Genomic DNA, 24,332 nt, shown 5'->3' with positions numbered 1-24,332 from the left:
TTCCAGACAGCACCCTTAGGGGAGAAGGACGTGGACATCCCGGGATGGCTAAGTAGCCTTGGACTGGAGCGGTACGCTCCGGCCTTTCGCGACAATGACATTGAACCCGAGATGCTTCCTCAGCTAACGGCGGAGGATCTGATAGCACTCGGGGTCACATCGGTCGGTCATCGGCGCCGGTTGCTTACCGCTGTGGCTTCCTTCGGAGACACGTCCAGCCCGTTGCCGATCAAAGCATCCTCGCGTGACCGCGGAAGCTCGCCGGCAAGGCCGCCCGAGCAGGGTGACGCACGGCCACCGCACGCCGAACGGCGCCAGTTAACAGTCATGTTTGTGGACCTCGTCGGCTCGACCGAGTTGTCGCAGCGCCTCGACCCTGAGGACATGCGGGAGGTCATTCGCGCTTATCAGATCGCAGTGTCAGGAGAGATCACCCACTACGAAGGGCGAGTCGCCAAGCTCATGGGTGATGGGGTGCTGGCCTATTTCGGTTGGCCGCAGGCGCACGAAGACGATGCCGAACGAGCGGTTCGCTCGGGCATGGCCGCCGCTGCAGCAACAGCCCGACTTACAGCGCCGGGAGGCCAACCGCTGGCTGCCCGCATTGGCATCGCGACGGGACTGGTCGTTGTCGGTGATCTCGTTGGCGAAGGATCAGCACAGGAAGAGGCCGTTGTAGGCGACACGCCTAACCTGGCTGCGAGGCTGCAAGCGCTCGCCGAGCCGGGCAGCGTTGTTGTAGCTGACGGCACGCAACGACTGGTGGCCGGTCTATTCGATATGGTCGATCTCGGCCACCGGGAGCTCAAGGGTTTCGCAAAGCCGTTCCGCAGCTGGCGCATTGTCAGCGAGACGGCGGCAGAGAGTCGTTTCGAGGCGCGGCAGGACATAGTGACGGCGATTGTTGGGCGGGACCAGGAACTCGAGTTTTTGGTTGACCAGTGGCACCGGGCCTGTGCCGGGGATGGCCGAGTGGTGCTGCTGTCTGGAGAGCCGGGTATTGGCAAGTCCCGGATTATCGCGGCGATGGTCGATCGATTGAGCGCCGGGCCCCCTGCGCGACTACGCTATTTTTGCTCGCCCTATCATATCAACAGCGCGCTTCACCCCGTGGCCGCGCAGGTCGAGCGGGCGGCTGGACTGGATCGCAACGACAGCACCGACACCAAGCTCGACAAGCTGGAGGCCCTGCTCCGCGGGATCGTTCCGGACGTGGTGGAAGCAATTCCGCTGTTGGCGACACTGCTGTCGATCGACACGACCGGCCGATACTCGTCGACCAGGCTGCCACCGTCAGCCCAAAAGGCCCGTACTTTGGCAGCCCTCGTCCAACAAATTGAATCGCTGGCCGCGCGCGAACCCATCATCGTCCTTGTCGAGGATGCGCACTGGATCGATCCGACGACCGGCGAGTGGCTGGATATGCTGATTGAACGCCTGCGGAACATGCGGGCACTCCTGATTGTAACCTTTCGACCTGAGTTTCAGCCGCGTTGGATTCAGTTTTCGCATGTAACCGCGCTCTCGCTCGATCGCCTCGGACTCGGTCAAGGAGCAGCGATCATGGATCGCGTGGCGGGTGGAAAGACGTTGCCGCCGGAGGTAGCCAGCCAGATCTTGGCCAAAACCGAAGGCGTTCCGTTGTTCGTTGAAGAGCTGACCAAGACCGTGCTCGAATCCGGTCTCCTTATCGACGCGGGCGACCACTACGTGCTCTCAGGTCCTCTACTTCCTTTTGCCATTCCGTCGACCCTTCAGGATTCTTTGATGTCTCGCCTCGACCGACTGGGTGCGGTCAAGGAGGTAGCTCAAATCGGCGCTTGCATTGGCCGCGTCTTCCATCACCGGTTGCTGGCAGCCGTGATGGGTGCCAACGAAGTCCATTTACAAGAGGTGATGCCGCAGTTGGAACAATCCGAGCTCGTTTTTCGGCGAGGCGTTCCTCCAGAGTCGACCTATACGTTCAAGCATGCGCTCGTGCGGGATGCAGCCTATCAGAGCCTGCTGAAAAGCCGTCGGCAAAAAATCCATGCCAAGATCGCCTCGACGCTGGAGGCGCAATTCCAGGATATTGTCGTGGCAGAGCCCGAGACACTGGCCCACCATTATACGGTGGCCGGCGTAAATGATCTGGCTGTCGCCTATTGGCTGAAGGCAGGGCAACTCGCGCTGAAGCGATCTGCCAATCTCGAGGCAGCGTCCCACCTCCGGAAAGGGCTAGAACTGGTTGGATCATTGCCCGGATCTGAGCAGCGCCTCTGGCTGGAGCTTTCCCTAGAGAGCGCGACCGGCACCGCAATGATTGCAGCCAAGGGCTGGGGGGCTCCAGAAGTCCTTCAAGCCTTTTCGAATGCGCGAAGGCTCGCCGACACGCTGAACGACAAGCCTCAAATATTCGCTGCGATGCGCGGGGAGAGCTCGTATCAGACCATTTCAGGCAACCTACGAGCGGCCGAGGCCCTGGGCCACCAATGCCAAACTCTAGGTTTGGAGCTTGCGCAAGCTTCCGATGATTCAGGGTACATCCTCGAAGCACATCACCAACTTTGGGGGATCTACTATTACCTCGGCGACTACGGCGCGAGCGAACGTCATGCAAGCCATGGCCTGGCCACTTATGATTATGAGCGACATCATCACCTTGCCTGGGGCTATGCCGGACACGACCCGGGCGTATGCTGTAGGGCGTTTTCTGCACAGATGCTCTTCATGCGCGGCCATTCGGTCCAGGCTCTCGCACGCTCACGCGATGCAATAGCGCTAGCCGAGCGAGACTTGCATCCGGTCAGCACAGCACAAGCGCAGCTAAGTTTCTGCTTGGTCCACCTGATGCGGCGCGAGCCTGCCGAAGCCCTTCAATGGGCGAAGAAAGCTGTCACTTTATGTGATGAATTCGTCATGCCATTGCTGCTTGGCCAGGCTCGTGTGTATTTCGGCTGGGCGCTCGCCGGTCTGGGGCAGTTGGAGGAAGGCATTCGCCAAATGCGCCTGGGAATTGCGGGTATCGCCGCAACTGGCGCGGATATGGGCATGGCCTACTACCTTTGCATTCTCGCGCGCAACTGCGGCGAGCGCGGCGATGCAAGCGAAGGCCTTGCCCTCCTGGCGCAGGCTTTCGACACTCTGGGCAAATCGACCTCTAAGTATCAGCTACCAGAGTTATTGTGCACAAGGGGTGAGTTGGTTTCAGCGCTGGACCCGACCGATGAAGCCGCCGAAAGCTGGTTCCAGCAATCGCTCTCGGCGGCCCGCGATCAAGGCGCGAAATCCTCTGAACTGAGGGCCGCGCTTCGGCTCACCCGCCTCTATGCCGGCCAAGGCCGCAACGATAAGGCGCGGCATATTCTTGCGCCAGTCCACGCCAGCTTCACCGAGGGGTTTGACACACCTGATCTCGTAGAGGCCAAAGGGCTGCTCCAAATGCTTTCGCATTAGACGGAACGTGGGTGAAGCACTGCATCCAATACGCAAATTCCTAGTTGGACGACGCTGCTGTGGAAGGAGAAGCGATATGCAAACGTGGGCTGGTCTGTTGCTAGGCGCCGCCATGACATTTGCGAGTGGACCTGTTTCGGCCAAGGAACTCACTATCCTTTGGGCGGAGTGGGATCCGGCGAATTACCTTCAGGAACTCGGCAACGAGTACGAGAAGGAAACCGGCGTCAAGGTAACTGTTGAAACGACTGCCTGGCCGGGATTCGAAACCAAGGCCTTCGCCGAGTTCAACGCCAGCGGCGACGCCTATGATATGGTCGTCGGCGACTCGCAGTGGCTCGGCGCCGGCTCGACCGGCGGCCACTATGTCGACCTGACCGACTTCTTCGCCAAGAACGACGTGGCCAAGCTCATGGCCCCTGCCACGGTAAAATTCTACGCCGAATATCCTGGCAACAGCGGCAAATACTGGGCGATCCCGCTCGAAGGCGACGCCGTCGGCTGGTCCTATCGCAAGGACTGGTTCGAAGACCCCAAGGAGATGGAAGCCTTCAAGGCGAAGTATGGCTACGACCTCGGCGTGCCGAAGGATTTGAAGGCGCTGCGCGACATCGCCGAGTTCTTCTACCGTCCGGACCAGAAGAAGTACGGCGTCGCGATCTATACCGACAATACCCACGACGGGCTGGCAGCGGGCTTCGAAAGCATGCTGTTCTCGTACGGCGGCGAGCTTGGCGACTACTCGACCTACAAGGTCGACGGCTTCATCAACTCCGACAAGGCGATTGCCGCGCTCGATGCCTACAAGGAGCTGTACGAATTCACGCCTCCGGGGTGGGCCAACGCCATTTTCACCGAGGACAACCAGGCGATCACTGAGAACCTGGCGGCGATGAGCATGAACTTCTTCGCGTTCTTCCCGTCGCTGATCAACGAGGCGAGCAATCCCAACGCCAAGAACACCGGCTTCTTCGCCAACCCTGCAGGACCGAACGGCGACCAGTTCGCCGCGCTTGGCGGGCAGGGCATCTCGATCGTCTCCTACTCCTCGAAGCAGGCCGAATCCCTGAAGTTCCTGGAATGGTTCATCAAGGACGAGACCCAGAAGAAGTGGGCGGCGCTCGGCGGCTACACCTGCAGCGCAGCCATACTGAAGTCGGACGAGTTCCAGAACGCCACGCCCTACAACAAGGCCTTCCACGAGACTATGTTCAAGGTGAAGGATTTCTGGGCGGTTCCGGAGAATGCCGAACTGCTGCTACAATTCAACCAGCGCGTATATCCGTATGTAACCGGCGATTCCGGCACGGCCAAGGAAACGCTTGACGCGCTGGCAGCCGACTGGAATGCGACTTTCAAGAAATACGGCCGCCAGTAGGCCGTCTATTCTGGTGACCTCAATCACCGCTTCTGGCGCAAGGCGGTAGCCACTTTGCCGGACGCAAGCGTCGGTTTTCTCGATCAATTGTCGCGAAGGGGACGGTCCGCTCCCGGCCCACGAGCTTCCAGCCCGCCGATGGTTTTCTCTTCGGCCAATCAAGGCCGAGGAGAGCGGGCTTCACCATGTAATCAGTGGCGAACGGTGCCGCCAGGCGTCGCTACGCACCTGGTCGAGGACAAATTTCGCAACGTCCTCCCGCGCGATGGTCCCGCCGTGCAAGCCGGACAGATCGGTTAGAGCGCGGACATAGCCGTGTCCCGCCTTTTTGTTCAAAACGGTTGGCCGGATGATAGTCCAATCGAGCCCGGACTCCCTGACGACGGCTTCCTGGCGGTTCTTGTCCGCATAGACGTTGCGCAGGAGCAGCGGGAAGATCACTTTGTCGAACAGGAACCCGCCATGGCCGGCGCTATCGCCGGCGCCGAGCCCCGTGATGGCGATCAGGCGCGAGACTTGCTCCGTCTTCATTGCGTTGACGAGCGCTCGGGTCGCGCTCGAGAGCAGCGTCACCTGCTTGAACGGGCTGGCCGGAGTGCCTAGAGCACTGATGACGGCATCCTGGCCTGTGACGGCCTGGCGCATGGTCTTCTCGTCGCGGACGTCGCCGACAACAAGGCGAACGCCCTTCATATCCGCCGCTTTTTCGGGAGATCGGACCAGTGCCGTCACCTCATATCCGCGTGCCAATGCCTGGCTGACGATGAGACGGCCAGTCGGCCCCGTCGCCCCCAATACCAATATCTTGGTCTGCGCGGCGTGGGGATTGTCGTTTGTGGACTTGGTCATGGCTTTCTTCCTCGTTGGGTGAGACGTTTGCAGTTGGGTAGGCTGTTGTCGTGAATGTGAGTGGTTCACAGATGAAGCGATAGATGCTAATACTGGACACAACGTCTCACTGGTGGAACGGATGGATTTGCTGGCTCTCGCGGACTTCGTGCTCGTGGCCCGCCACGGCGGCTTCGGCCGTGCAGCACGGGCCGCCACCCGCCCCAAAGCGACTTTGTCGCGACGGGTGGCGGAACTCGAGGCTGGCCTTGGTCTCAGACTCCTCGAACGGGACGCACGAACTCTCAAACTGACTGAGGAAGGGCGGGCACTCTACGAGCGAGCGGGCCATCTGCTGACCGAACTTGACGAAACTGCCGCAGCGATTGCCTCGGGCGGACAGAGGCCGCGAGGCAAGCTGCGGATCAGTGCTCCACTGCTTTTCTCTCAAACCGCGATGGGCAAGATCGCCGCCGGTTTTGCGCTGAAGTACCCGGAAGTTCGGCTCGAGGTCTCCACGGAAGACCGCGCTGTGGATATGATCGAGGAGGGGTTTGATCTAGCGATCCGGGTAAACCCGAATCCGGATGAGACCCTTGTCGGGCGAGCGTTCCTGCACGATCGACTGGTGGTCGCCGCTAGCCCGGGTCTCGCCCGGCCGACGGCGAACACGACAGCGCCGGTCGTCGTACGATCGGCCAGCGATCGACTTACCTGGCAAGTGATGACCGCCACCGGCCCGACCCCAATTATGATCGAGCCCGTTCTGGCTCTAACATCCCTTGTCATGGTCCGGGACGCGGTGCGAGCCGGAGTTGGCGCCGGCCGCCTACCTTTGTCGCTCGTGAGCCACGATCTCGCAGACGGCACGCTGGTAGAATGGGGCGAGGTCGACGGACCTGACATTGTTCTTTGGACGCTCTACCCGTCCAAGCGACTCCTGAGTGCTCGGGTGTCAGCGTTTCTGGACTATCTCAAGCAGGCCTTCCCTAAGGGGACCCCTGACGAACTGGCGGCCTATATCGGCAAATGAGGTGAGAGCAGTGTTTGTGCCCGGAAACGACCGTTATCCGCACGACCGGCGTCTACTGGGTATATCCGATCCCACGGGCTTATCTGAAATCGCGTGTCTTCACCTCGATCTGGTCGATAACGCGGATAGCGATTCTGTCCCGACTCGGAGACTGTGCCGAGTAAGCTGCCTAAGCCACGTGTCTTTCGCTAAAAACCCCGCTGCGGCTCGGCATCGTCACGGTATTCCACGTCGCGAATGTCTCAGTTGGGGTGGGATGCGGACTGTCGGGTTTTCGCATCAAACGAAGAAAGCAGACACTCCTCGATTGACAACTTCGGACCTGACCGCTGCGAGAGAAAGACGGCAGCGGCGAGCATGGCTTCAGGCGTTGGTGGCGAGCGTTGCCTGGGCCAATGCGCTTGCGGGTCCGTCGAGTGAACCGATAGCGGCCGGCCAGGCGTCCATATCGAGGTCGAGAGCGGTGCGAAGCTATGCGAGACTTAGCCGCCGCGTCGCTTCGAGACTATCGGGCGCTTCAATTTCGGTTTCCTTTGCATCCAGACCGGCAATGCCACCCAATCCGTGACCAACGCCATGCACGGTGACAAGAGCCTGGGCTCCCGTGTCGTGAAAGGCATCTGCGTGCCACACGGGGCCGCGCAACGTGAACTGCGGGTTGTCGTCCGCGCCGCAGATCACAAGACTGCGCGTTGTCATATGCGCAAAATCCACGTCAAAGAATGGAAAACGGGCGGCACTTTGCGCGGTGAGGTCGCTCCCACCGCGCCCCGGTGCTGCCAGCAGGACGCCTGCGGATATTCGCGGATCGGGCGGCGCCGGCGGCTTCACGGTCGATCCCAACTGCAATCTCTCGACCGTTGCGGCAATTGCGGCGGAAATCGCTTCTGCCTCGCCATAGAGCGTCGGGCCATAGATGCAATTCGCTGCTTCCTCGCTGGGTAGAACGCCCGGCGGACAATGATCTTCGATGGTTGCTCTGATCATTTGCAGGGCGGCTCTGCCGTCAGGATCGTTCTTCATGGGGCATCGAACCCGGCCCCGCGGTAAAAGTTCCGGAACCACTCGGCATCAGCAGCACTGAGATCGAGGAAGACGCCGGCAGCGTCTATGAGGTGGTCCTTGATGCGATCGTCCACCACGATGCCGGGTTGGCCGACTGACTGGTCTTCCATTGTCGGCTTAACACGCACGTCCCGGCAACTGTCCAGTTCCGGAGGTATTTAGCTCGAACTAATTAAAGGCGGTTGGGTAACAATCGCGAGGGCGTGAAGTGTCGGAGTATCGAGTTGAGATGATGGCCGGCGAGTTGCTTGTGTCCTCGCAGGTGTTCATGGCCCAGACGCCATTTGTGGCGTAATGAGCAAACGCGGAACAGACTTTTTGCGACAGTGGCTTGCCGACGACGTGCCTATCTGGGTGCCGATCTGATCTCGGTGACTGGAACGGTCACAAACGGATGGAGCAGGCTCGCTCTGTTCAAGTGGTTCATAAAAGGAGGTGCGCCGTGGATGGCGTTAGCGTGGCCGTTCCTAGTCCGCAACATCTTGCTCTCGTCGGCGATCTCTCTTCGTTGATACCCAGCCCGTTTGGATATCGGCCGCGGCGCGCAAACTTGTTAATCGAAGCGCTATTACTTGGGTGGCGGCTCTGAGGCCGTCTGAATCCAAGCTTTCGACGCAAATAGTGGGTACCAGGAACGATTTAAGTTCTTCCTCGACCAGCTTAACGTGGTCGATTTGATCAAGACTGCTCTGCAGATCAAGATCGAGGAACTTCTGAATGATTCCGAGAGTACGCCGGCGTTCCCTCAACCGAGCCTCTAGAATTCGTCTTGGCGCCCGCAATTGGACAAGAAGGTCCGGTTTGGGCAGAAGCTCGAGAGCACGCGACACTCGTTCACGATCCGTTATGTCGCTGAACAAAACCAGAGAGGATACGAATTGAACCATACCTTGATCAAAAATTGAGATCTTTTGATTAGATGCCATTGCTGCGCGCCAAGCTTGCAGAAGAGCCTCAAGATGCCAGTTCAGACGAGCTGCCCACATCTCGTTCTTGGGTGGGAGAATCTCAAACAGTTCTCCGAGAGAATGCTGTGCAATCCACTTTGAATGAACGCCAGAAACCAGTTTAAAGGCGGCTCTTCTAACCGGGTGTGCACGGTCAGCGATTTGCAAAAGAACGGGCTGGCCCTGACCTCGCAGAACGCGCGCCAACTCGGACGCCAAGGTGGTCTTACCAGCACCGGAGGGCCCAAATAGCTCCAAGATCATCTTTCAATCCAGACTGAGGGGAGCCGTCCGATAGTAATCTTAGCCAACGAACCAGGAAATGCGTCATCCGTATGAATGACCGTGTCGTGAGTAAGACAGGGGCCCCGCCGCCGAAAGGGCTTGCGAAGGAAAAGGCCAATGGCTAATGCGCGTCTGGTCGGCCGCGTGCGGTTCCTGAAGGGCGAAGAGAAGCTACGTCACGCCTCAAGCATTTTCGGGAAAGATAGCGGGCATTCTTACGCACCTTCTTGCAAGCGGAGGCTGGCGAGGGATATAATCCTTTCGTTGCGGCGAACCCCTCAAACGGAGATCGCCACCATGGCTAGGTCAAACCCATCCAAACAGCTTTCCCAGGCAGAAATCGACCGCTTCCTGACGGCCGCAGAGGCTCTGCACAAGAGCATCATCAAGCCGTTCATCTCGCCCCATTGCGAGCATTACCGCGCCACGCGAACCCTGCATGAGGCGCTGTTGAAGTCTGTGCGGGAAGTGACGGGGAAGGAAGTCGAGTTCATCCAGTGGAACACTACCGGGCCGGTGCGTCCTAAGGCGGAATGAACGCTATACGATGTTAACCCGCTACGGCGATTCCCAGGCCGATGGCGAGGCCGAGGCGGCATTGGCGAGCAGCGTGGTCGCGGACTTCCTTCATGTTAGTGAAACCTAATATTAAACCGGCTCGTTACAGCGCCCCGGAGCGCACGGCACCGCCTCTACGGCTGGGTAGCGCCAGCCCACATATGCGGTGGCCAACCCGTTCAAATCGTCCGAGCTTCTTGATGTCGATGTGGATCATATCGCCGGGATGCTCGCGTTCGTAGCGGCGGATCGGTTCGGCTGGCGCGATGTCCTTCAGACGCGACAATCCGGCACGCCTGAGAACCCGGCTGACGGTGGCGGGCGAGACGCTCACCGCCACGGCGAAGTGTTTGCCGGTCAGCCGCTGGCGGCGCAGGACGACGATGCGCTCGGCCACGGCCTGGCTGGTCAGACCCGGCGTGACGTTGGGCCGTGACGAACGGTCAGCCATCCCTTTACTGCCTTCGGTCTTGTAGCGCTCGACCCAGCGCGCCACAATCTTGGGTGACACGCCATAGGTCCGCACCGCATAGGCTTTGGAAAGGCCGCCTTCTATCACCAAAACCGCCATCTCCTCTCGATGCAGAGGCGTGAGACGGGCATTCTGGTGGATGTTCATTCGGACCCTCCGGTGAGTGCTGAAGCGTGGTAACTCCAGTCTCCTCGGTTTGGTCCGAATGGACAACCTAGCGAACCTGTGATCCGCATTCAGCGGGGGCCGAGGAATCCACCTTGCAGCACCAGTCATGGATGGAATGTCCGCCCCAAACAGCGCGGCGCCCGGAGGCCTAGCGGCCGCCGGTGGTCGGCGTGATGCTAGGCCTTCGCTCGTCGACCATCCGAGCCGGCGTGATCATCTTCCTGGCCCACAACTGAACTGGTTGCTCAATGTACCTCCGCGAAACGACGGCCGTGCCGATCGCAGCCGGGAAAAGGACCGCGATCACGAACCAGGGCTGTCCGCTAAGTTGACCGAACAGATGGCTCAAAACCAGCTTCACCGGCACATGCAATAGGTAGAGCGAGTAAGAGCAAACCCCTACGCCAACCAGCAATGGGGTCGCGAGAAGTGATGCTCGATCCGACGAAGCAGCCCAAACGGCAGTGATGAATGCTGCATTGACCAAGAAGTAGAGAGTCGGACTGATGTGCGCCCAATCCGGGCGCCCAAAAAGCGAATAAAAAACCGCCAGGATAAGCGCAAGGCAAGTCAATTTCTTCGCTCGGCCGGTGCGGATGCGGTAGAGCATCATGCCGGCGATAAACAGGTGTCCGAACTGCGGCATTAGTAGCGACTGCACCATCCAGTCATTGTAGAAGCCCCACCCGTGGCCGCTTAGCAGGATTGCGCCTCTAAGCAGAATCATAAGCGTTAGCCAGGCAATCGATATAGCGTCTATATTCTGGAGTTGGCTGATTTTGAAAATCACCGCCATGGTAGCGTAGAACACGAGTTCATACGCTAAGCTCCAATATGGACTAACAATGTTGGGCGCGTAAAGAAAGGCCTGCAGCATCGTGGCATTGATCAGTATGGTTCGACCGGTGGTTTGATCAGTCACCCATAGGAAAAGGCCGGCTACGCCGATTGAAAGCCAATATGCAGGATACAAACGGGCCGCACGACCGATGACAAATTCGGTTAACGATTTCACTCGCTCGAGCGTCATAAGGATCACGAACCCGCTGATCACAAAGAACAACTCGACGCCAAGCAGGCCATAGTAGGCGGGCCTGTCGACGTAGTGGTAGGCAACCACGCCGAGGGCGGCCAGACCTCGCAATCCATCAAGAGCGCTGAGTCTTCGCGAGGCGGTCATTGGGTGCAAGCAATGAGATCAAACAAGACCGAGACGTAGCGCGCCTGCGCCATTCGTCAATGATGCTGATTGGCGCCAACCGCCAACGGGAAGCTTGGGTCATGAAGAGTAGCGGTAGGCGAGTTTCAACCTGGCGACAACAGAACACTGCCGCGAACACGAGCGTTCTCCGCCTGGAATGGGGCGGTGAAGAACACCGCCCGTTCTGGATGTCGATTCAGACAGTTGGGGCTGGCGGGATCATACATTCTGGGACTGACGCCGAGACACTTGGATGCCAATCTGCCCCGCCAGCATCCCCGCTTGGCGACCTGGTCCATGCTGCTCGAACAGGGCCTGGACAACGGCAATCTGATTGTTGCGTTGGCGGCTTTGGACGGCATCGAAGCCGCGGAGCGGGAGATCGAACGTCAGCCTGCCCGGGACAAGGAACGACTGAGCGCAGTGCTGAGACACGACACCGACGGCGGCAATGTCAATCGTCCCGATTCCGCAGGTTGATTTTTCGTGGTGGTGTTCGTTATTGCGTCGACTATTGAGATATCAATATAGGTCGACGAAAATCGGCTCTGGGTCGTCAGGCTGAATGGCGGCTTGTCGACGAGATTATCACGAAAGCTGTCGCTCTGATTGCGGCCCCTAATCTGCCGGCCAGCTTTGCGCCTCATTTCAGACATTGAGACCACGTCGTCTGCGCTCGGAAACGGACCCTCTCGCGATCTAGAATCAGCAGCTGGATGGACCAGCAAGCGCGTCGCGCAGCACACGGCTTGGCCGAAGAGTCCAGCACCAGATTCAGCCGTTCTGAACGCCCGTCGGCGACGATGACGACGAAATAAGGACGCGCCATAATGCTGCAATCACACTCCCATCCCAAGGGAAGCGTGGATCAGCTCACCTGGCTTTTCTCGAAGAGCGCCGAATGTGTCGCGGTCGAGATGTTCTGGTTGACGCTAAAAAAGTTGGTAGGGTCGTATTTCCTTTTTACCTCGGCAAGCCGGCTGTAATTGTCGCCGAAGGCGGCGCGGATCACTTGGTCCGCGGGCTCGCTCAGAAAATTCAGAAGGTGCATGCCGCTCGAATGCGGCTCGAATGCATCATACATGGCCCGTACCCAAGCAATATGCCTTTCGCTTTCGGCCGGATCCGTCCACTGTGCAGTCATCCCGATGTTGTATTCTGCGTTCCGCTGGACGAAGGCGGAGTCCGCGTAACTGATCCGGCCGGGCGCGCCGCCGTAGAACTCTACTATGCAGGCCGAAAGAGGCGACTCCATCCGATTTCCATGCTCGACAAGCAGGTCGATGATCGCGTCGGTAAGCTGCGGAACGAAGCTCGCCTTCCAGTAATTGTGGGTGCCGTCCGGGAATGCGCCGTCCAGCAGCTTCTGCATAGACGGGAAAGGCATTGCCTGGATGGCGTCAAGCAGCGGTGGACCGAAGGCTCGCAGCGGCGCCAGCACGCGCGTGCCTTCGTCCACGTCACCGCACCAGCATGTGATTATGCCGACCGCCGGCATGCCGTCCGGCGTCGTCAGCATGGCCGCGTAAGCAGTCAGTTCCTCCGGCGCCGTAGCCATGAAGTCGCGATAGAAGCGCAACACCTCGCCGGACTTGTCGCGGGCATGAACAATCAGGCCGCCGAGCACCGAAGATATTTTCTTCGCCCGGAAGGTGAAGCAGGTGACGATGCCGAAATTGCCGCCTCCGCCGCGCAAAGCCCAGAAGAGGTCGGGGTGGTCTGCCGCGTTGGCCGTCAGCAGGTGGCCCTCCGCAGTCACCAGCTCAAACGAGATTACATTGTCACAACTCAGTCCGTGCTTGCGCACCAGCCAGCCTACGCCGCCGCCGAGCGTCAGACCGGCAACGCCGGTCTTCGAGACGACGCCGACCGGCACCGCCAGCCCATGCAGATGCGCCTCTCGGTCGAGATCGCCAAGCGTCGCGCCGCCCTGAACTCGCACGGTCTGGGTTTTGGGCTCAACCAGCACGCCACGCATAGCGGAGAGGTCGATGACGATGCCGTTGTCGCATAGCGCCCGCCCGGCGACATTGTGACCGCCCCCACGCACCGCGACAAGAAGGTCGTTCTGAGCAGCGAATCTCACCGCGTGGACTACATCAGCGACACCGAGGCAGCGTGCTATCAATCCTGGGTGTCGGTCGATTGCCGCGTTCCAAATACGGCGCGCCGCGTCGTATTCGGCATCAGCGGGCCGGATTGAGCGTCCAGCCAACCCGGAAGTGAACTCATCGATAAGATCGGCGCCAATCGGCACACCACTGCGGTTTTGAAGCTCCGTCACCTGCTATATGCTCCTCCTCAACGTCCTCGCGTAAGCTCACGCCTCGAGGCGAAAGTTAGCATAGCATCGGTTGGCGTGCCTGTGATGCCGAAAACACTCTCGACCCGATCAGCGGCGCTCGGAGCGTGAGTGGCTGCTTTGCCAATTGGATGTGCTCGAAAGCTGTCAGTCCGCTGGCGGCCCCAATCCTGTCGAGCAGCAATGCGCGTCATGCCTGCCGTTCCGTCGGGTTGGATCGTGCTCTGAAAGCGGACATCTGCCCGGCTCGGTATTCAGAATGGTTTGCGGTTTGCTTAAACCACAATGGGCCCACTATGCTTGATAAGATGGTAGCCCGAATAGCTTGAGCAGCTTCGCCGGAGCTCATGATTGAAGCGGAATAATCGCTCCCTCCGGCAGCCTTGCTTTCAGCCATATTCACCTACAACAAAGTTGTCCGGCCAGCGGGGGGATTTTGGCCAATATGCATGTTTGCGTAACAGCGCGTTGTGCGCTCCAATGGAGCACAGGCTCTGCGACGCGGCCGGCCCATAGCGTTTGGCGCCGGTTGAACGGAAAAGAAACCATTCAGGATCAGACTGCTGGTTTCGACACGCCTGTTCGAATCGTCGGAACAAATGGTGCTAGTCGCGCCAGCGCAAAATGCCCCAGTGGCGGAACCATCCATGAAAAGCCTGACGATACGTCACCGCATACTCGTGAGTTTCGCTGCCATCCTGGTAGTCATGTGCGTGATAGGTGTGATCACTTACGTATGGTTTCTTCAGACGCAGCAGGAAGCGACCGAGGTCGAAAAGGGCATCCTCCCAGATCTCTATCACAGCACAGAGATCATGATGGGTCAGATAACGGCTCATAGCCTGCTTCAGGAATATGCCCTTCAGGACAATCCGACGGACAAAAGCGCGGTTGAAAGCACCATCGTGGGCAATCGCGACCGCGTACAGCGGTTGATGGACGACTATGAACGAACCATCATTTCGGATGTCGACAAGCAGAACTACGCCGTCGTCAAAGACCTCGCCAACCAATTTCGTCAGGCAGAAACTGCTGTGCTGGATGCAAGCCGGGCTGCCTTGTCAAAAGGTGAAGCCCCCAATGAACGCCCGGCCATCAAGAACACCGTCGAGCCGATTTTTCTGAAATTGCAGTCTGCCCTGCAAGCGATGGTCGATGATCACAGCGGCGAGGCAAAAAGCGCGACGCAACGGATCAGTGAGATCGTCAATACGGCAGAAGTGGGTTTGGCATTTGGCTTGCTTGTAGCCCTCGGGTTGGCCTTTCTCTGCGGGTATTTCCTGTTCCGCGCCATTACTGGGCCGCTCACCCGCCTGGTCGATGCCGTTCAGTTGATGCGGCAAGGCGACTTCAGCGGCCGGCTCAACGTCGGGCGCCGGGACGAGTTCAGCATGCTTGCTGATGGCTTCAATGCAATGGCGGACGATCTCACCACGCTTATTGGCCAGATTCAGAAATCCAGCATCCAGGTCAACACTTCCATCACCGGAATTGCCGCCACCTCCAAGCAACAGCAGGCGACTGCAACTGAAATCGCAGCGACCACTACGGAAATCCGCGCGACGGCAAAGGAGATCTCCGCCACGTCGAACGAGCTCGTCCGCACGATGAACGAGGTCTCGGCGGTCGCCGAGCAAACGGCAGCGGTCGCCGGCGGCGGACAGGCGGGACTGACCCGCATGGAAGCGACCATGCAGCAGGTGATGGACGCGGCCAGCGCCATCAATTCCAAGCTCGCGATCCTGAGCGAGAAGGCTGGCGGCATCAATCAGGTGGTGACGACCATCACCAAGGTGGCCGATCAGACAAACCTGCTTTCCCTTAATGCCTCGATCGAAGCCGAGAAGGCGGGCCAATATGGTCGTGGTTTTGCAGTGGTGGCGACCGAAATTCGAAGGCTCGCCGATCAGACGGCCGTTTCCACTTACGACATTGAGCAGATGGTCAAGGATATCCAGTCGGCAGTAGCGGCTGGTGTTATGGGGATGGACAAGTTTTCCGAGCAGGTCCGTCGCGGCATGCAGGAGGTTCAGCAGGTTGGCGGACAACTCTTCGAAATCATTGAACAGGTGCAAGGCCTGGTGCCGCGCTTCGAAGTTGCCAATGAGGGCATGCAAGCCCAGGCTACCGGTGCAGGGCAGATCAGCGATACGCTGACACAGCTGAGCGATGCGGCTCAGCAAACAGTCGAGTCGCTTCAACAATCCACGCTCGCGATCGACGACCTCAATCAAGTTTCGGGCGGGCTGCGAAGCAGCATTTCCAGGTTCAAGTTGAGAGCATAGCTGGGCTGCTACCCGGAGGTGATAATGCTATTTCTCGCCTTCAACATGGGACATGACCTCTACCTACTTGATGTTCATCAGGTTGAAGAAGTTTTGCCGTACGTCGCTGCTAAAGGACTCCCAGGTGCGCCAACCGGGGTGATCGGCCTTATCGATTATCGCGGCGCGCCGATCCCGCTGATCGATATCACTCTTCTTGCGCTTGGCCGCCCGTCGGTTCCGGTGCTGAGCACGCGAATGGTTGTAACGCGCTATTCCTCGCTGGATGGCGAGCAGCGCCTGCTAGCTATGCTGGCAGAGCGAGTCACGGATACGCTCGAGCGAGATCCTTCCGAATTCGCACCGTTTGGACTCGAGCCAGGAACTCCGCCTTATCTCGGTCCGGTGGCCTCGGACGAAGAAGGACTTACACAGTGGGTCAAGGTCGAGGCACTGCTTTCAGAAGAAATTCGTGCCGCACTACTGGCCAGGTAGCGATGAGTGAATGATGTCCGATCCAGTAGAAAGGCTTCTGAAGAAAACCATCGGACTGGACACCGCCAGCGTTGGCCCGACAGTCGTCCGTCAATCGGTCCGAGAGCGGATGACTGCATGCGGGACAACCAACCCTGAGACCTATTGGCGGCTCTTGACGGGTTCCCCACAAGAACTGCAGGAACTGATTAATGCCGTCGTGGTCCCGGAGACCTGGTTCTTTCGCGATCGGGAAGCGTTCACGGCCTTGGCGCAGCATGCACGCATGCACAAGCGCGCCAACCAGCCCATAAAAATCTTGAGCCTGCCATGTTCAACGGGCGAAGAGCCTTATTCGGTCGCCATGGCGATGTTCGATGCAGGATTTGGAGCGCAAGAGTTCAAAATCGATGCGGTGGACATCAGCACCCGCAATCTTGCGATCGCCGAGCGCGCCGTCTACGGACGAAATTCGTTTCTGCGGCAGTTACCTCGAATTCAAAGATCGCTATTTCGAACCGGCGGAAGGCGGGCACCAGGTTAATCCTGCGGTGTTGAAACAGGTTCGGTTCAGAGCCGGAAACCTGTTCGATTCTCGGGCGTCCATTGGGGCCGAGGTTTATGATGTTCTCCTCTGTCGTAATTTGCTGATCTATTTTGATCGAGAGCTGCAGGATCGCGCGCTGGTTTCCCTTAAAGCCCTCCTCGCCAGCGATGGACTTCTGCTTGTCGGTCCTGCGGAATCGGCTCTTCCGAGGCTGCATGGCTTCACGTCCGCTGAATGGCCGATGGCGTTTGCCTTCCTGAAGTCGGTTCAGGTCGTGGCCCAGACCGTTCCTGTCTCCAATTCAACACTGCCCCCCTCGGTGCCCAAGCCTTTGAAGAGCAAGATTGTTCCCCCGGTGGGCAGACAAGGGCACTTGCAAACCACGGCCCAGATGCTTGATCAGATCACGGAGAGCCTCGCAACGATTGAGCGGATCGCGAATGCGGGACGGGTCAAGGAGGCACAGGAAGTCGCTCTGTCGCATCTCAAGCAATTCGGTCCTTCAGCGGAAATTTTCTACCTGCTGGGCCTCGCTCAGGACGCAGAGGGGGCTGCTCCCGAAGCGGTCCAGAACTATCGGAAGGCGCTCTACCTCGCACCGAACCATCGGGAGGCTCTTGCCCATCTTGCTCTGCTGCTCCGTAAGCAAGGTGACCACCATGGTGCCGAGGCGCTGACCGGTCGGCTGGGTCGGATCCAAACGAGGAGCGGCACCTGATGTCAGCTCCGACAACGTTCGCACGCCCGGTGGAAGACATTGAAATTAACGACTGCTGGCGGCGGATAGGCGTCAGAGGTGACAAGTCTTGTCCCGAACTGGAGAAGCATCTCCATTGCCGCAATTGCCCCACTTACAAAACGATAGCCCGGGGGCTGTTGGATCGCGCCGAGTCGTCGGACTATCGCGACGAACGGGCTAGAAATACCGGCCGCGAGATCAGTTCGACAGCCGAAGCCGTCGCGTTTCGGACAGCGGTCCTGTTCCGTCTGGGAGAGGAATGGCTGGCACTCCCAGCTAGTATTTTTCACGAAGTGGCCGAATCCCGTTCGATCCATTCGCTTCCACACCGCAGGAACAGCGCAGTGCTTGGCATCACCAATGTCCGCGGCGAGTTGCTTATTTGCCTGTCCCTGGCTGAACTGCTTGACATCGATGAGAGCCAGAACGGCGAACAAGGTAGACAAGCCAAGAGTTTCCGTCGCCTGGTCGTGGTGGGTGAGCGCGACAAGCGAGTCGCTTTCATGGTCGACGAAATCCACGGCATACATCGCTACAGCGAAAATCAAACGCTCACTCCGCCAAGATCAGTTGGCAAAGCGGTCTTGTCCGCCATCGTTGCTGTGCTTCCATGGCAGGGGCGAACGGTTGGGTGTCTCGACGGAGGTCAACTGCTCGCGATGGTGGATCGGAGCATCGCATGACCGATGAGGATTTCAGTCAGGTTTCTATGTTGAGCCTGTTCCGGGCTGAACTGGAAACGCAGTCTCAAGCTTTGATTTCTGGCCTACTGGCGCTCGAACGCGATCCGATATCTGCCGACGCATTGGAAGGCTGCATGCGAGCAGCGCATTCCCTTAAAGGAGCTGCCCGTATCATCGATCTGATGCCAGCGGTCAAGGTTGCGCATGCAATGGAAGAGTGTCTGGTTGCCGCGCAACGTGGGCATCTCAGGCTGCGCCGGGAGCACGTCGACACGCTTCTACAAGGCATCGACATTCTTAAGTTGATAGCGTCGAACCCGACTTCGAACGATGGAGGCACAAACTCTGAAGTTGCCCGCTTCCTGGCGACGTTCAAGAAAGTACCCTTGTCTGACGGCGTACCCCTGGAACGCAATCTTGCAGATGATTTCACACTGCCAAGTGACGTCCAGGAAGACCTGGCAAGGTCATCTTCAGCAAGCCTTCTCGTTCGGCCGGAACCGCAGACTGATGGCAGTGGCGTGGGCTCTGAGCGAATGGTTCGGGTTACGGCGGACAGTTTGAACCGATTGCTCGGTCTGGCCGGCGAGTCCCTGATGGAGGCTCGGCGTCTCAGGCCATTCACCAACGGGTTGCTCCGATTGAAAAGACTGCAGTCGGACCTCGCAACCGCCTTCGATGATGTTCGCATGAAGCTGCCGTCGATGGACGAGGGATTGGCCCAAGCGCTTACTGAGGCGCAGCACAAACTTCGGCTGAGCGAAGTGTTCCTAGGAGCGCGCCTGGATGAGTTGGATTCGATAGACCGAAAGGCCACTGACCTCGCTAATCGACTCTATGACGAAACATTGGCGAGCCGGATGCGTCCGTTTGAAGACGGCGTGCGGCGTTATGCGAGAATGGCTCGTGACCTCGGCCGTACGCTTGGCAAGAAAGTGCGACTGGAGATCGTTGGCGGTTCAACCGGCATCGACCGTGATATTCTTGACCAGCTTGATGCACCTCTGGGGCATCTTCTCCGCAACGCTGTCGACCACGGATTGGAATCGCCTGAAGAGCGTCTCGCGATCGGCAAAACCGAAGAAGGTCTCATAAGGCTGGAAGCGAGACACAATGCTGGCCTGCTGCAGATCTCCGTTGTGGACGATGGGAGGGGGATCGACCTCCAAAAACTGCGTGAGACCATCGTGACCCGACACCTTGCAACGGCGCCAACCGTTGCAACGCTCAGCGAGGCGGAACTACTGGCGTTTCTGTTCCTTCCGGGTTTTTCAATGAAAGCGGATGTTACGGAGATTTCTGGCCGTGGCGTGGGGCTTGATGCAGTTCAGGCGATGACGAAGGAGGTCCGGGGCATCGCAACAGTCTCCTCAGAAATCGGCATCGGAACGCGGTTTCAATTGCAGCTGCCGCTCACGTTGTCAGTGCTCCGCACACTGCTCGTCGACATCGACGCAGAGCCCTATGCATTCCCACTCGCCGCGATTTCCAAGACAGTAAAGTTGAAACGCGCGGACATCGAACTCCTGCAGGGGCGGGCGCATTTTCGCTTCAACGACCGACAAATCGGACTGGTTACAGCACGCGAGGTGCTGAACCGTAGTGAGACTCTCCTGGAACAGGATGATATGTCTGTCGTCGTGCTCGGTGGAACTCAGGGCGAAGCATATGGCCTGATTGTTGATCGTTTCCTCGGAGAACGTGAGTTGGTGATCCGTCCTCTCGATCCTCGTTTTGCCAAGATCAAAGATATCAGCGCGGCGGCGCTCATGGAGGATGGTTCGCCGGTATTGATCCTCGACGTCGATGATTTAATTCGATCTGTGGAGAAGCTTGCCTCATCGGGCGGGCTACGAAGTCTTCGGCGAACTGCGGCCGACGCCGACGCTCGGAGGCGCAAGCGCGTGCTTGTGATCGACGATTCACTGACGGTCCGCGAACTTGAGCGCAAGCTGCTGGGCAATTACGGCTACGATGTCGAAGTCGCGGTTGACGGGATGGACGGGTGGAACGTCGTCCGATCTGGTCCCTTCGATCTTGTGGTGACTGACATCGACATGCCTCGCATGGACGGCATCGAACTGGTGAGCTTGATCAGAAATGATGCCCAGCTCAAGAACACGCCGATCATGATCGTTTCTTACAAGGATCGGGAGGAAGATCGCACGCGCGGTCTTGATGCGGGCGCGGATTACTACTTGACCAAAGGAAGCTTTCACGACGAGGCGCTTATCCATGCTGTTGTCGACCTGATCGGCGAGGCGACGACATGAGACCAGACATGCGGGCCAGCAAATGAGGATCGGCATCGTCAACGACCTGCCGATGGCCGTTGAGCTTCTCCGGCGGCTCGTCATTTCGAACATGGAACATCAGGTCGCCTGGATCGCGACCAACGGGCGTGAGGCAGTCGAAGCCTGCAGACGCGACCTCCCGGATCTCGTGCTTATGGACCTGACGATGCCGGAGATGGACGGCGTGGAAGCAACACGCAGGATTATGGCGGAGACACCCTGCATGATCCTGCTGGTGACAGCCAGCATCGAAGCGAACGTGCCCGGCGTCTATGAAGCGATGGGCCACGGTGCGCTTGACGCGGTCGATATCCCGTCGATCGGCATCGACGGCAAAGCATCATCGCAGTCCGCACGGCTTCTAGCCAGTAAGATAGCGACAATGGGCAAGCTGGTCCGAGACGCACCATCGGCGTCGAACGGGAGGATATCAAATGCGGCTCATTCATCGTCTGGACACCTAATCGCAATCGGTGCCTCCGCGGGCGGGCCGGCTGCTGTTGCCACCGTCCTGAGCGCATTTCCCAGTGACTTTGTGGGCGCGATTGTGCTCGTCCAGCACCTCGATGCTCAGTTCGTTCCAGGCTTGGCCAATTGGCTAGGGCAGCATACCGCCCTTCCAATCCGTGCAGCTCGGGAAAGAGATGTGCCTCAAGCAGGTACTGTTCTCATCGCCAGCAGCGCGGATCATCTGGTTTTCAAATCAGCCCAGCACCTCGGGTACACGTCCAGCCCAAGGGACAATGTCTACCGACCGTCGGTTGATGTGTTTTTCGAAAGCGCGGCACAGTGGTGGCCAGGCTTGGTGATAGGTGTCTTGCTCACAGGAATGGGAAGGGACGGTGCCCGCGGTCTGAGACAACTTCGCGACAAGGGACATCTCACAATTGCGCAAGACAAAGAAACTAGCGCCGTTTATGGCATGCCCAAAGCCGCCGCTGCGATCGACGCGGCTATTGATATCCTTCCTCTAGGCTTGATCGGCTCACGTATTATCGAGGCCTGCGAGCGATCTACGTGGAAAGGCACCTTGGTATGACGCAAGAACCGGAACTGGTCCCGCCGCTCCCGGAGAACTATTCGTCGATGGTTCTCCTAGTCGATGATCAAATCATGGTCTGCGAGGCCGTCAGACGCGCTCTCGTCAACGAGCTGGACATCGCTTTCCACTTTTGCACCGATCCATTGAAAGCGATGGCGGTTGCGGACGAGGTCAGGCCAACGGTTATCCTGCAGGATCTCGTCATGCCGGGAATGGATGGGCTGAATCTGGTACGGGAATATAGGAAGAATTCTTCGACACAAGCTGTGCCGGTTATCGTGCTTTCCAGCAAAGAAGATCCAACCACCAAGGGTGAAGCGTTCAAGGCAGGAGCGAATGACTATCTTGTCAAACTCCCGGACCCAATCGAGCTGATTGCACGTATTCGATACCACACCCGGGCCTATCTTGATCACGTTCAGCGAGACGCAGCCTATCGCGCACTGCGGGAAAGCCAGAGACAGCTGATCAGCGCAAATCTCGAACTTGAGCGTCTGACGCGGATCGATGGCTTAACCGGTCTCGGCAACAGGCGCTACTTCGACGAGTACCTCGGCGCTGAGTGGAAACGCGCCCTGCGCGCGCAGACGCCCTTGTCGTTGCTGATGATCGATGCGGACAATTTCAAGCGCTACAATGATGCCTATGGCCACATGGCTGGCGATGATGTGCTGAAGCAAATTGCCCACGCGATCCAAAGTGGCGCCGGCCGTTCGACCGATCTGGCTGCGCGGTACGGTGGGGAGGAGTTCGTCGTCGTCCTGGTAGATGCCTCCCTGGCGCAAGCGAGCGCAATCGCAGAGCGGCTCGTCCAGGGCGTACGAGATTTGAAAATATCCCACGGCACTGGGCACGTGACCATCAGCGTCGGCGTCGCTAAAACGGTACCCACTGAGAATGAGACCCCACATGATCTCGTAAAAGCCGCTGATCTGGCACTTTTCCGTGCAAAGTCGGGGGGACGAGATCGCGTGGTGGTCGATGGTGTGTGACGTTTCGCGCAACATTTTCCGCCACATGACTTGACGTTTCATGGACGCCGCGGACGTTTAGTTGTCAAATCCCATCGGGACGCAACCGACTGAATTTGAGTCTCAAGCGGAACGGCAGACTTGTCGCCGTTTTTAGCCCAAAGCTGCCGGTGCTGGAGGAGATCTGCCATCGGCATTGCTACGACCATTGGTCTGGATATCGCCAAGTCGGTCTTTCAAGTGCACGGTGTGGATGCGGCTGGCGAGGTTGTCATCCGGAGGAAGCTGACCCGTGGGCGGGTCCTGGGGTTGTTCGAGAATCTGCCCCGATGCCTCGTCGGGATCGAGGCATGCAGTTCCTCGCATTGTTGGGCTAGAGCAGAATCTGATCACTCAGGCTCGTATCCTGCGGCGCAGAAGTAGTTTGAGCACTCCTCGGCGGTGAAGCGTGGCAAGGCGTCGCGGATTGCGTCCCAAAGCTCGGGGATGTTGCGTGCGGCGGCTTTCCGAGGATCGACTTCAGCTTTGGAGAAGGCATTCTCGATTGATGGTGTGGATGGCTCCTGCTCCCGGCGTCGCATTGCGCCATAGTTGGGATGTTGTCGTCCCGAGCAAAGGAGCCATCCATGTCAGAACTTGCCACAGTTGGCATCGACCTCGCAAAGAGTGTCTTCCAGATCCATGGTGTCGATGGGAACGGTCGGGTTCTCGTACGCCGTCAGCTTCGCCGCAGCCAGTTGCTGGTGTTTTTCCAGAAGCGTCCACGATGCCTGATCGGCATGGAGGCTTGCGCAGGTTCTCACGATTGGGGGCGCAGGCTTCTGGAGATGGGGCACGACGTCCGGCTGATGCCGCCCTCCTATGTGAAGCCTTACGTGAAGCGCGGGAAGACGGATGCTGCGGATGCGGCCGCCATCTGTGAAGCCGTGACACGCCCCTCCATGCGGTTTGTCGCCATCAAGAGCGAAGCCTGCTCGTCGGTTCTGGTTCTTCACCGCACGCGAGACTTTCTGGTTCGCCAGCGCACGCAGATCGGCAACGCGATCCGGGCCCACATGACGGAGTTCGGCGTCATCGCGGCGAAGGGCGCGCAGAACGTCAATCGACTGAAGGATCAACTGGATCAACTGCCGGAAGTAGCTCGAATGCCTGTGAGTTTGCTCTTCGATCAGTTGGCCGAGACGGACAAGCGGATCGAGCGGCTGACCGACGAGCTCGAAGAGACCTACGCGCAAAGCGAGACAAGCCAGCGTCTAGCCACAATCCCAGGTGTGGGGATGCTGTCGGCGACGATCATCGCGGCGACGACGCCGGATGTCGACAATTTCGGCAGCGCAAGGGACTATGCCGCCTGGCTCGGCCTCACTCCCAAGCCGCACTCCACCGGAGGCAAGCAGAGGGTGGGCCGGATCTCGAAGATGGGCAATCGTTATATCCGACGCTTGCTGTATCTGGGCGCCATGGCGCAGATCATGCTCAGATGCAGACTCAAGCGCGAGCCGAGCTCGGACTGGCTATCGGGCATGCTGATGCGAAAGAAGACGAAGATCGTCGCCGTCGCTTTGGCGCATCGCATGGCACGAACAATATTCGCCGTCCTGAGGGACGGATCGCGTTACGAGCCGCAGTCAGCCTGACAGGCTCTC

Annotated in this window: 18 protein-coding genes and 3 pseudogenes; 14 read left to right on the top strand and 7 right to left on the bottom strand. The window is 58.7% G+C overall.

Annotated elements, in window-relative coordinates; translation table 11 throughout:
- The first annotated feature begins 30 nt into the window (after window positions 1-30).
- Both ACVWWD_RS30305 and ACVWWD_RS30300 read left to right on the top strand, forming a co-directional pair.
- A complete protein-coding gene (locus ACVWWD_RS30305) occupies window positions 31-3,435 on the top strand; it encodes an AAA family ATPase (protein ID WP_457103689.1) in 3,405 nt (1,134 codons plus the stop codon).
- Window positions 3,436-3,547: 112 nt separating this feature from the next.
- Complete coding sequence (locus ACVWWD_RS30300; RefSeq protein WP_352553383.1) at window positions 3,548-4,813, top strand: ABC transporter substrate-binding protein; 1,266 nt, start codon at window positions 3,548-3,550, stop codon at window positions 4,811-4,813.
- Between the two features lie 180 nt (window positions 4,814-4,993).
- On the opposite strand, the gene ACVWWD_RS30295 is transcribed toward ACVWWD_RS30300, so the two are convergent.
- Window positions 4,994-5,662 (bottom strand): NAD(P)-dependent oxidoreductase, encoded by a 669-nt coding sequence (locus ACVWWD_RS30295; RefSeq protein WP_352733124.1) that lies wholly within the window; start codon window positions 5,660-5,662, stop codon window positions 4,994-4,996.
- A 121-nt stretch (window positions 5,663-5,783) separates the two neighbouring features.
- Here ACVWWD_RS30295 and ACVWWD_RS30290 point away from each other — a divergent pair, with 121 nt between their 5' ends.
- Window positions 5,784-6,674 (top strand): LysR family transcriptional regulator, encoded by an 891-nt coding sequence (locus tag ACVWWD_RS30290; protein WP_352733121.1) that lies wholly within the window; start codon window positions 5,784-5,786, stop codon window positions 6,672-6,674.
- A 471-nt stretch (window positions 6,675-7,145) separates the two neighbouring features.
- Here ACVWWD_RS30290 and ACVWWD_RS30285 read toward each other — a convergent pair whose 3' ends face one another.
- The 3 genes from ACVWWD_RS30285 to ACVWWD_RS30275 all read right to left on the bottom strand — a co-directional run bounded on the left by ACVWWD_RS30285 (window position 7,146) and on the right by ACVWWD_RS30275 (window position 8,950).
- Window positions 7,146-7,697, bottom strand: coding sequence for a hypothetical protein (locus tag ACVWWD_RS30285; RefSeq protein WP_435054053.1), 552 nt, complete (start codon window positions 7,695-7,697; stop codon window positions 7,146-7,148).
- A complete protein-coding gene (locus ACVWWD_RS30280; protein WP_352733118.1) occupies window positions 7,694-7,849 on the bottom strand; it encodes a hypothetical protein in 156 nt (51 codons plus the stop codon). Before ACVWWD_RS30280 ends, ACVWWD_RS30285 begins: the two co-directional genes overlap by 4 nt.
- 357 nt (window positions 7,850-8,206) lie before the next feature.
- Entirely contained in the window at window positions 8,207-8,950 is a 744-nt protein-coding gene (locus ACVWWD_RS30275; protein ID WP_352553391.1) for an ATP-binding protein, read from the bottom strand.
- 318 nt (window positions 8,951-9,268) lie between these two features.
- Here ACVWWD_RS30275 and ACVWWD_RS30270 point away from each other — a divergent pair, with 318 nt between their 5' ends.
- Complete coding sequence (locus tag ACVWWD_RS30270; RefSeq protein WP_352661957.1) at window positions 9,269-9,508, top strand: hypothetical protein; 240 nt, start codon at window positions 9,269-9,271, stop codon at window positions 9,506-9,508.
- A gap of 175 nt (window positions 9,509-9,683) precedes the next feature.
- Here ACVWWD_RS30270 and ACVWWD_RS30265 read toward each other — a convergent pair.
- Both ACVWWD_RS30265 and ACVWWD_RS30260 read right to left on the bottom strand, forming a co-directional pair.
- Window positions 9,684-10,148: pseudogene (locus tag ACVWWD_RS30265) on the bottom strand (helix-turn-helix domain-containing protein); the annotation flags it as partial.
- Window positions 10,149-10,317: 169 nt separating this feature from the next.
- Window positions 10,318-11,349, bottom strand: a complete 1,032-nt coding sequence (locus tag ACVWWD_RS30260; RefSeq protein WP_352676523.1) for an acyltransferase family protein — start codon at window positions 11,347-11,349, stop codon at window positions 10,318-10,320.
- 318 nt (window positions 11,350-11,667) lie between these two features.
- Here ACVWWD_RS30260 and ACVWWD_RS30255 point away from each other — a divergent pair, with 318 nt between their 5' ends.
- A complete protein-coding gene (locus ACVWWD_RS30255; RefSeq protein WP_352553397.1) occupies window positions 11,668-11,850 on the top strand; it encodes a hypothetical protein in 183 nt (60 codons plus the stop codon).
- Between the two features lie 388 nt (window positions 11,851-12,238).
- Here ACVWWD_RS30255 and ACVWWD_RS30250 read toward each other — a convergent pair whose 3' ends face one another.
- Window positions 12,239-13,627, bottom strand: coding sequence for an FAD-binding oxidoreductase (locus ACVWWD_RS30250; protein ID WP_457103688.1), 1,389 nt, complete (start codon window positions 13,625-13,627; stop codon window positions 12,239-12,241).
- Window positions 13,628-14,319: 692 nt separating this feature from the next.
- Between ACVWWD_RS30250 and ACVWWD_RS30245 the strand changes: the two genes are divergently transcribed.
- The 9 genes and pseudogenes from ACVWWD_RS30245 to ACVWWD_RS30205 all read left to right on the top strand — a co-directional run bounded on the left by ACVWWD_RS30245 (window position 14,320) and on the right by ACVWWD_RS30205 (window position 24,323).
- Window positions 14,320-15,957, top strand: coding sequence for a methyl-accepting chemotaxis protein (locus tag ACVWWD_RS30245; RefSeq protein WP_352733112.1), 1,638 nt, complete (start codon window positions 14,320-14,322; stop codon window positions 15,955-15,957).
- A 24-nt stretch (window positions 15,958-15,981) separates the two neighbouring features.
- Window positions 15,982-16,431: a chemotaxis protein CheW gene (locus tag ACVWWD_RS30240; protein ID WP_352733109.1), complete on the top strand. Its 450-nt coding sequence runs from the start codon at window positions 15,982-15,984 to the stop codon at window positions 16,429-16,431.
- 10 nt (window positions 16,432-16,441) lie between these two features.
- Window positions 16,442-17,675, top strand: a pseudogene (locus tag ACVWWD_RS30235) (CheR family methyltransferase).
- Window positions 17,675-18,379 (top strand): chemotaxis protein CheW, encoded by a 705-nt coding sequence (locus tag ACVWWD_RS30230; RefSeq protein ID WP_352577129.1) that lies wholly within the window; start codon window positions 17,675-17,677, stop codon window positions 18,377-18,379. Before ACVWWD_RS30235 ends, ACVWWD_RS30230 begins: the two are co-directional and overlap by 1 nt.
- Window positions 18,376-20,652, top strand: coding sequence for a hybrid sensor histidine kinase/response regulator (locus tag ACVWWD_RS30225; RefSeq protein ID WP_352733098.1), 2,277 nt, complete (start codon window positions 18,376-18,378; stop codon window positions 20,650-20,652). Before ACVWWD_RS30230 ends, ACVWWD_RS30225 begins: the two co-directional genes overlap by 4 nt.
- Window positions 20,653-20,674: 22 nt before the next feature.
- Window positions 20,675-21,712: a chemotaxis response regulator protein-glutamate methylesterase gene (cheB, locus tag ACVWWD_RS30220; RefSeq protein ID WP_352733095.1), complete on the top strand. Its 1,038-nt coding sequence runs from the start codon at window positions 20,675-20,677 to the stop codon at window positions 21,710-21,712.
- The gene (locus ACVWWD_RS30215) at window positions 21,709-22,707 is read left to right on the top strand and encodes a response regulator (protein WP_023784925.1); all 999 of its coding nucleotides are present in this window, start codon (window positions 21,709-21,711) and stop codon (window positions 22,705-22,707) included. The genes cheB and ACVWWD_RS30215 overlap by 4 nt, the downstream gene beginning before the upstream one ends.
- A gap of 174 nt (window positions 22,708-22,881) precedes the next feature.
- Window positions 22,882-23,064, top strand: a pseudogene (locus ACVWWD_RS30210) (IS110 family transposase); the annotation flags it as partial.
- 248 nt (window positions 23,065-23,312) lie between these two features.
- Window positions 23,313-24,323: an IS110 family RNA-guided transposase gene (locus ACVWWD_RS30205; protein ID WP_023832783.1), complete on the top strand. Its 1,011-nt coding sequence runs from the start codon at window positions 23,313-23,315 to the stop codon at window positions 24,321-24,323.
- Window positions 24,324-24,332 lie beyond the last annotated feature (9 nt).

Source organism: Mesorhizobium sp. URHB0026 (assembly GCF_054059755.1).
Note: the sequence above shows the minus strand (reverse complement) of the source record. Positions and strands in the feature narration are given on the sequence as shown.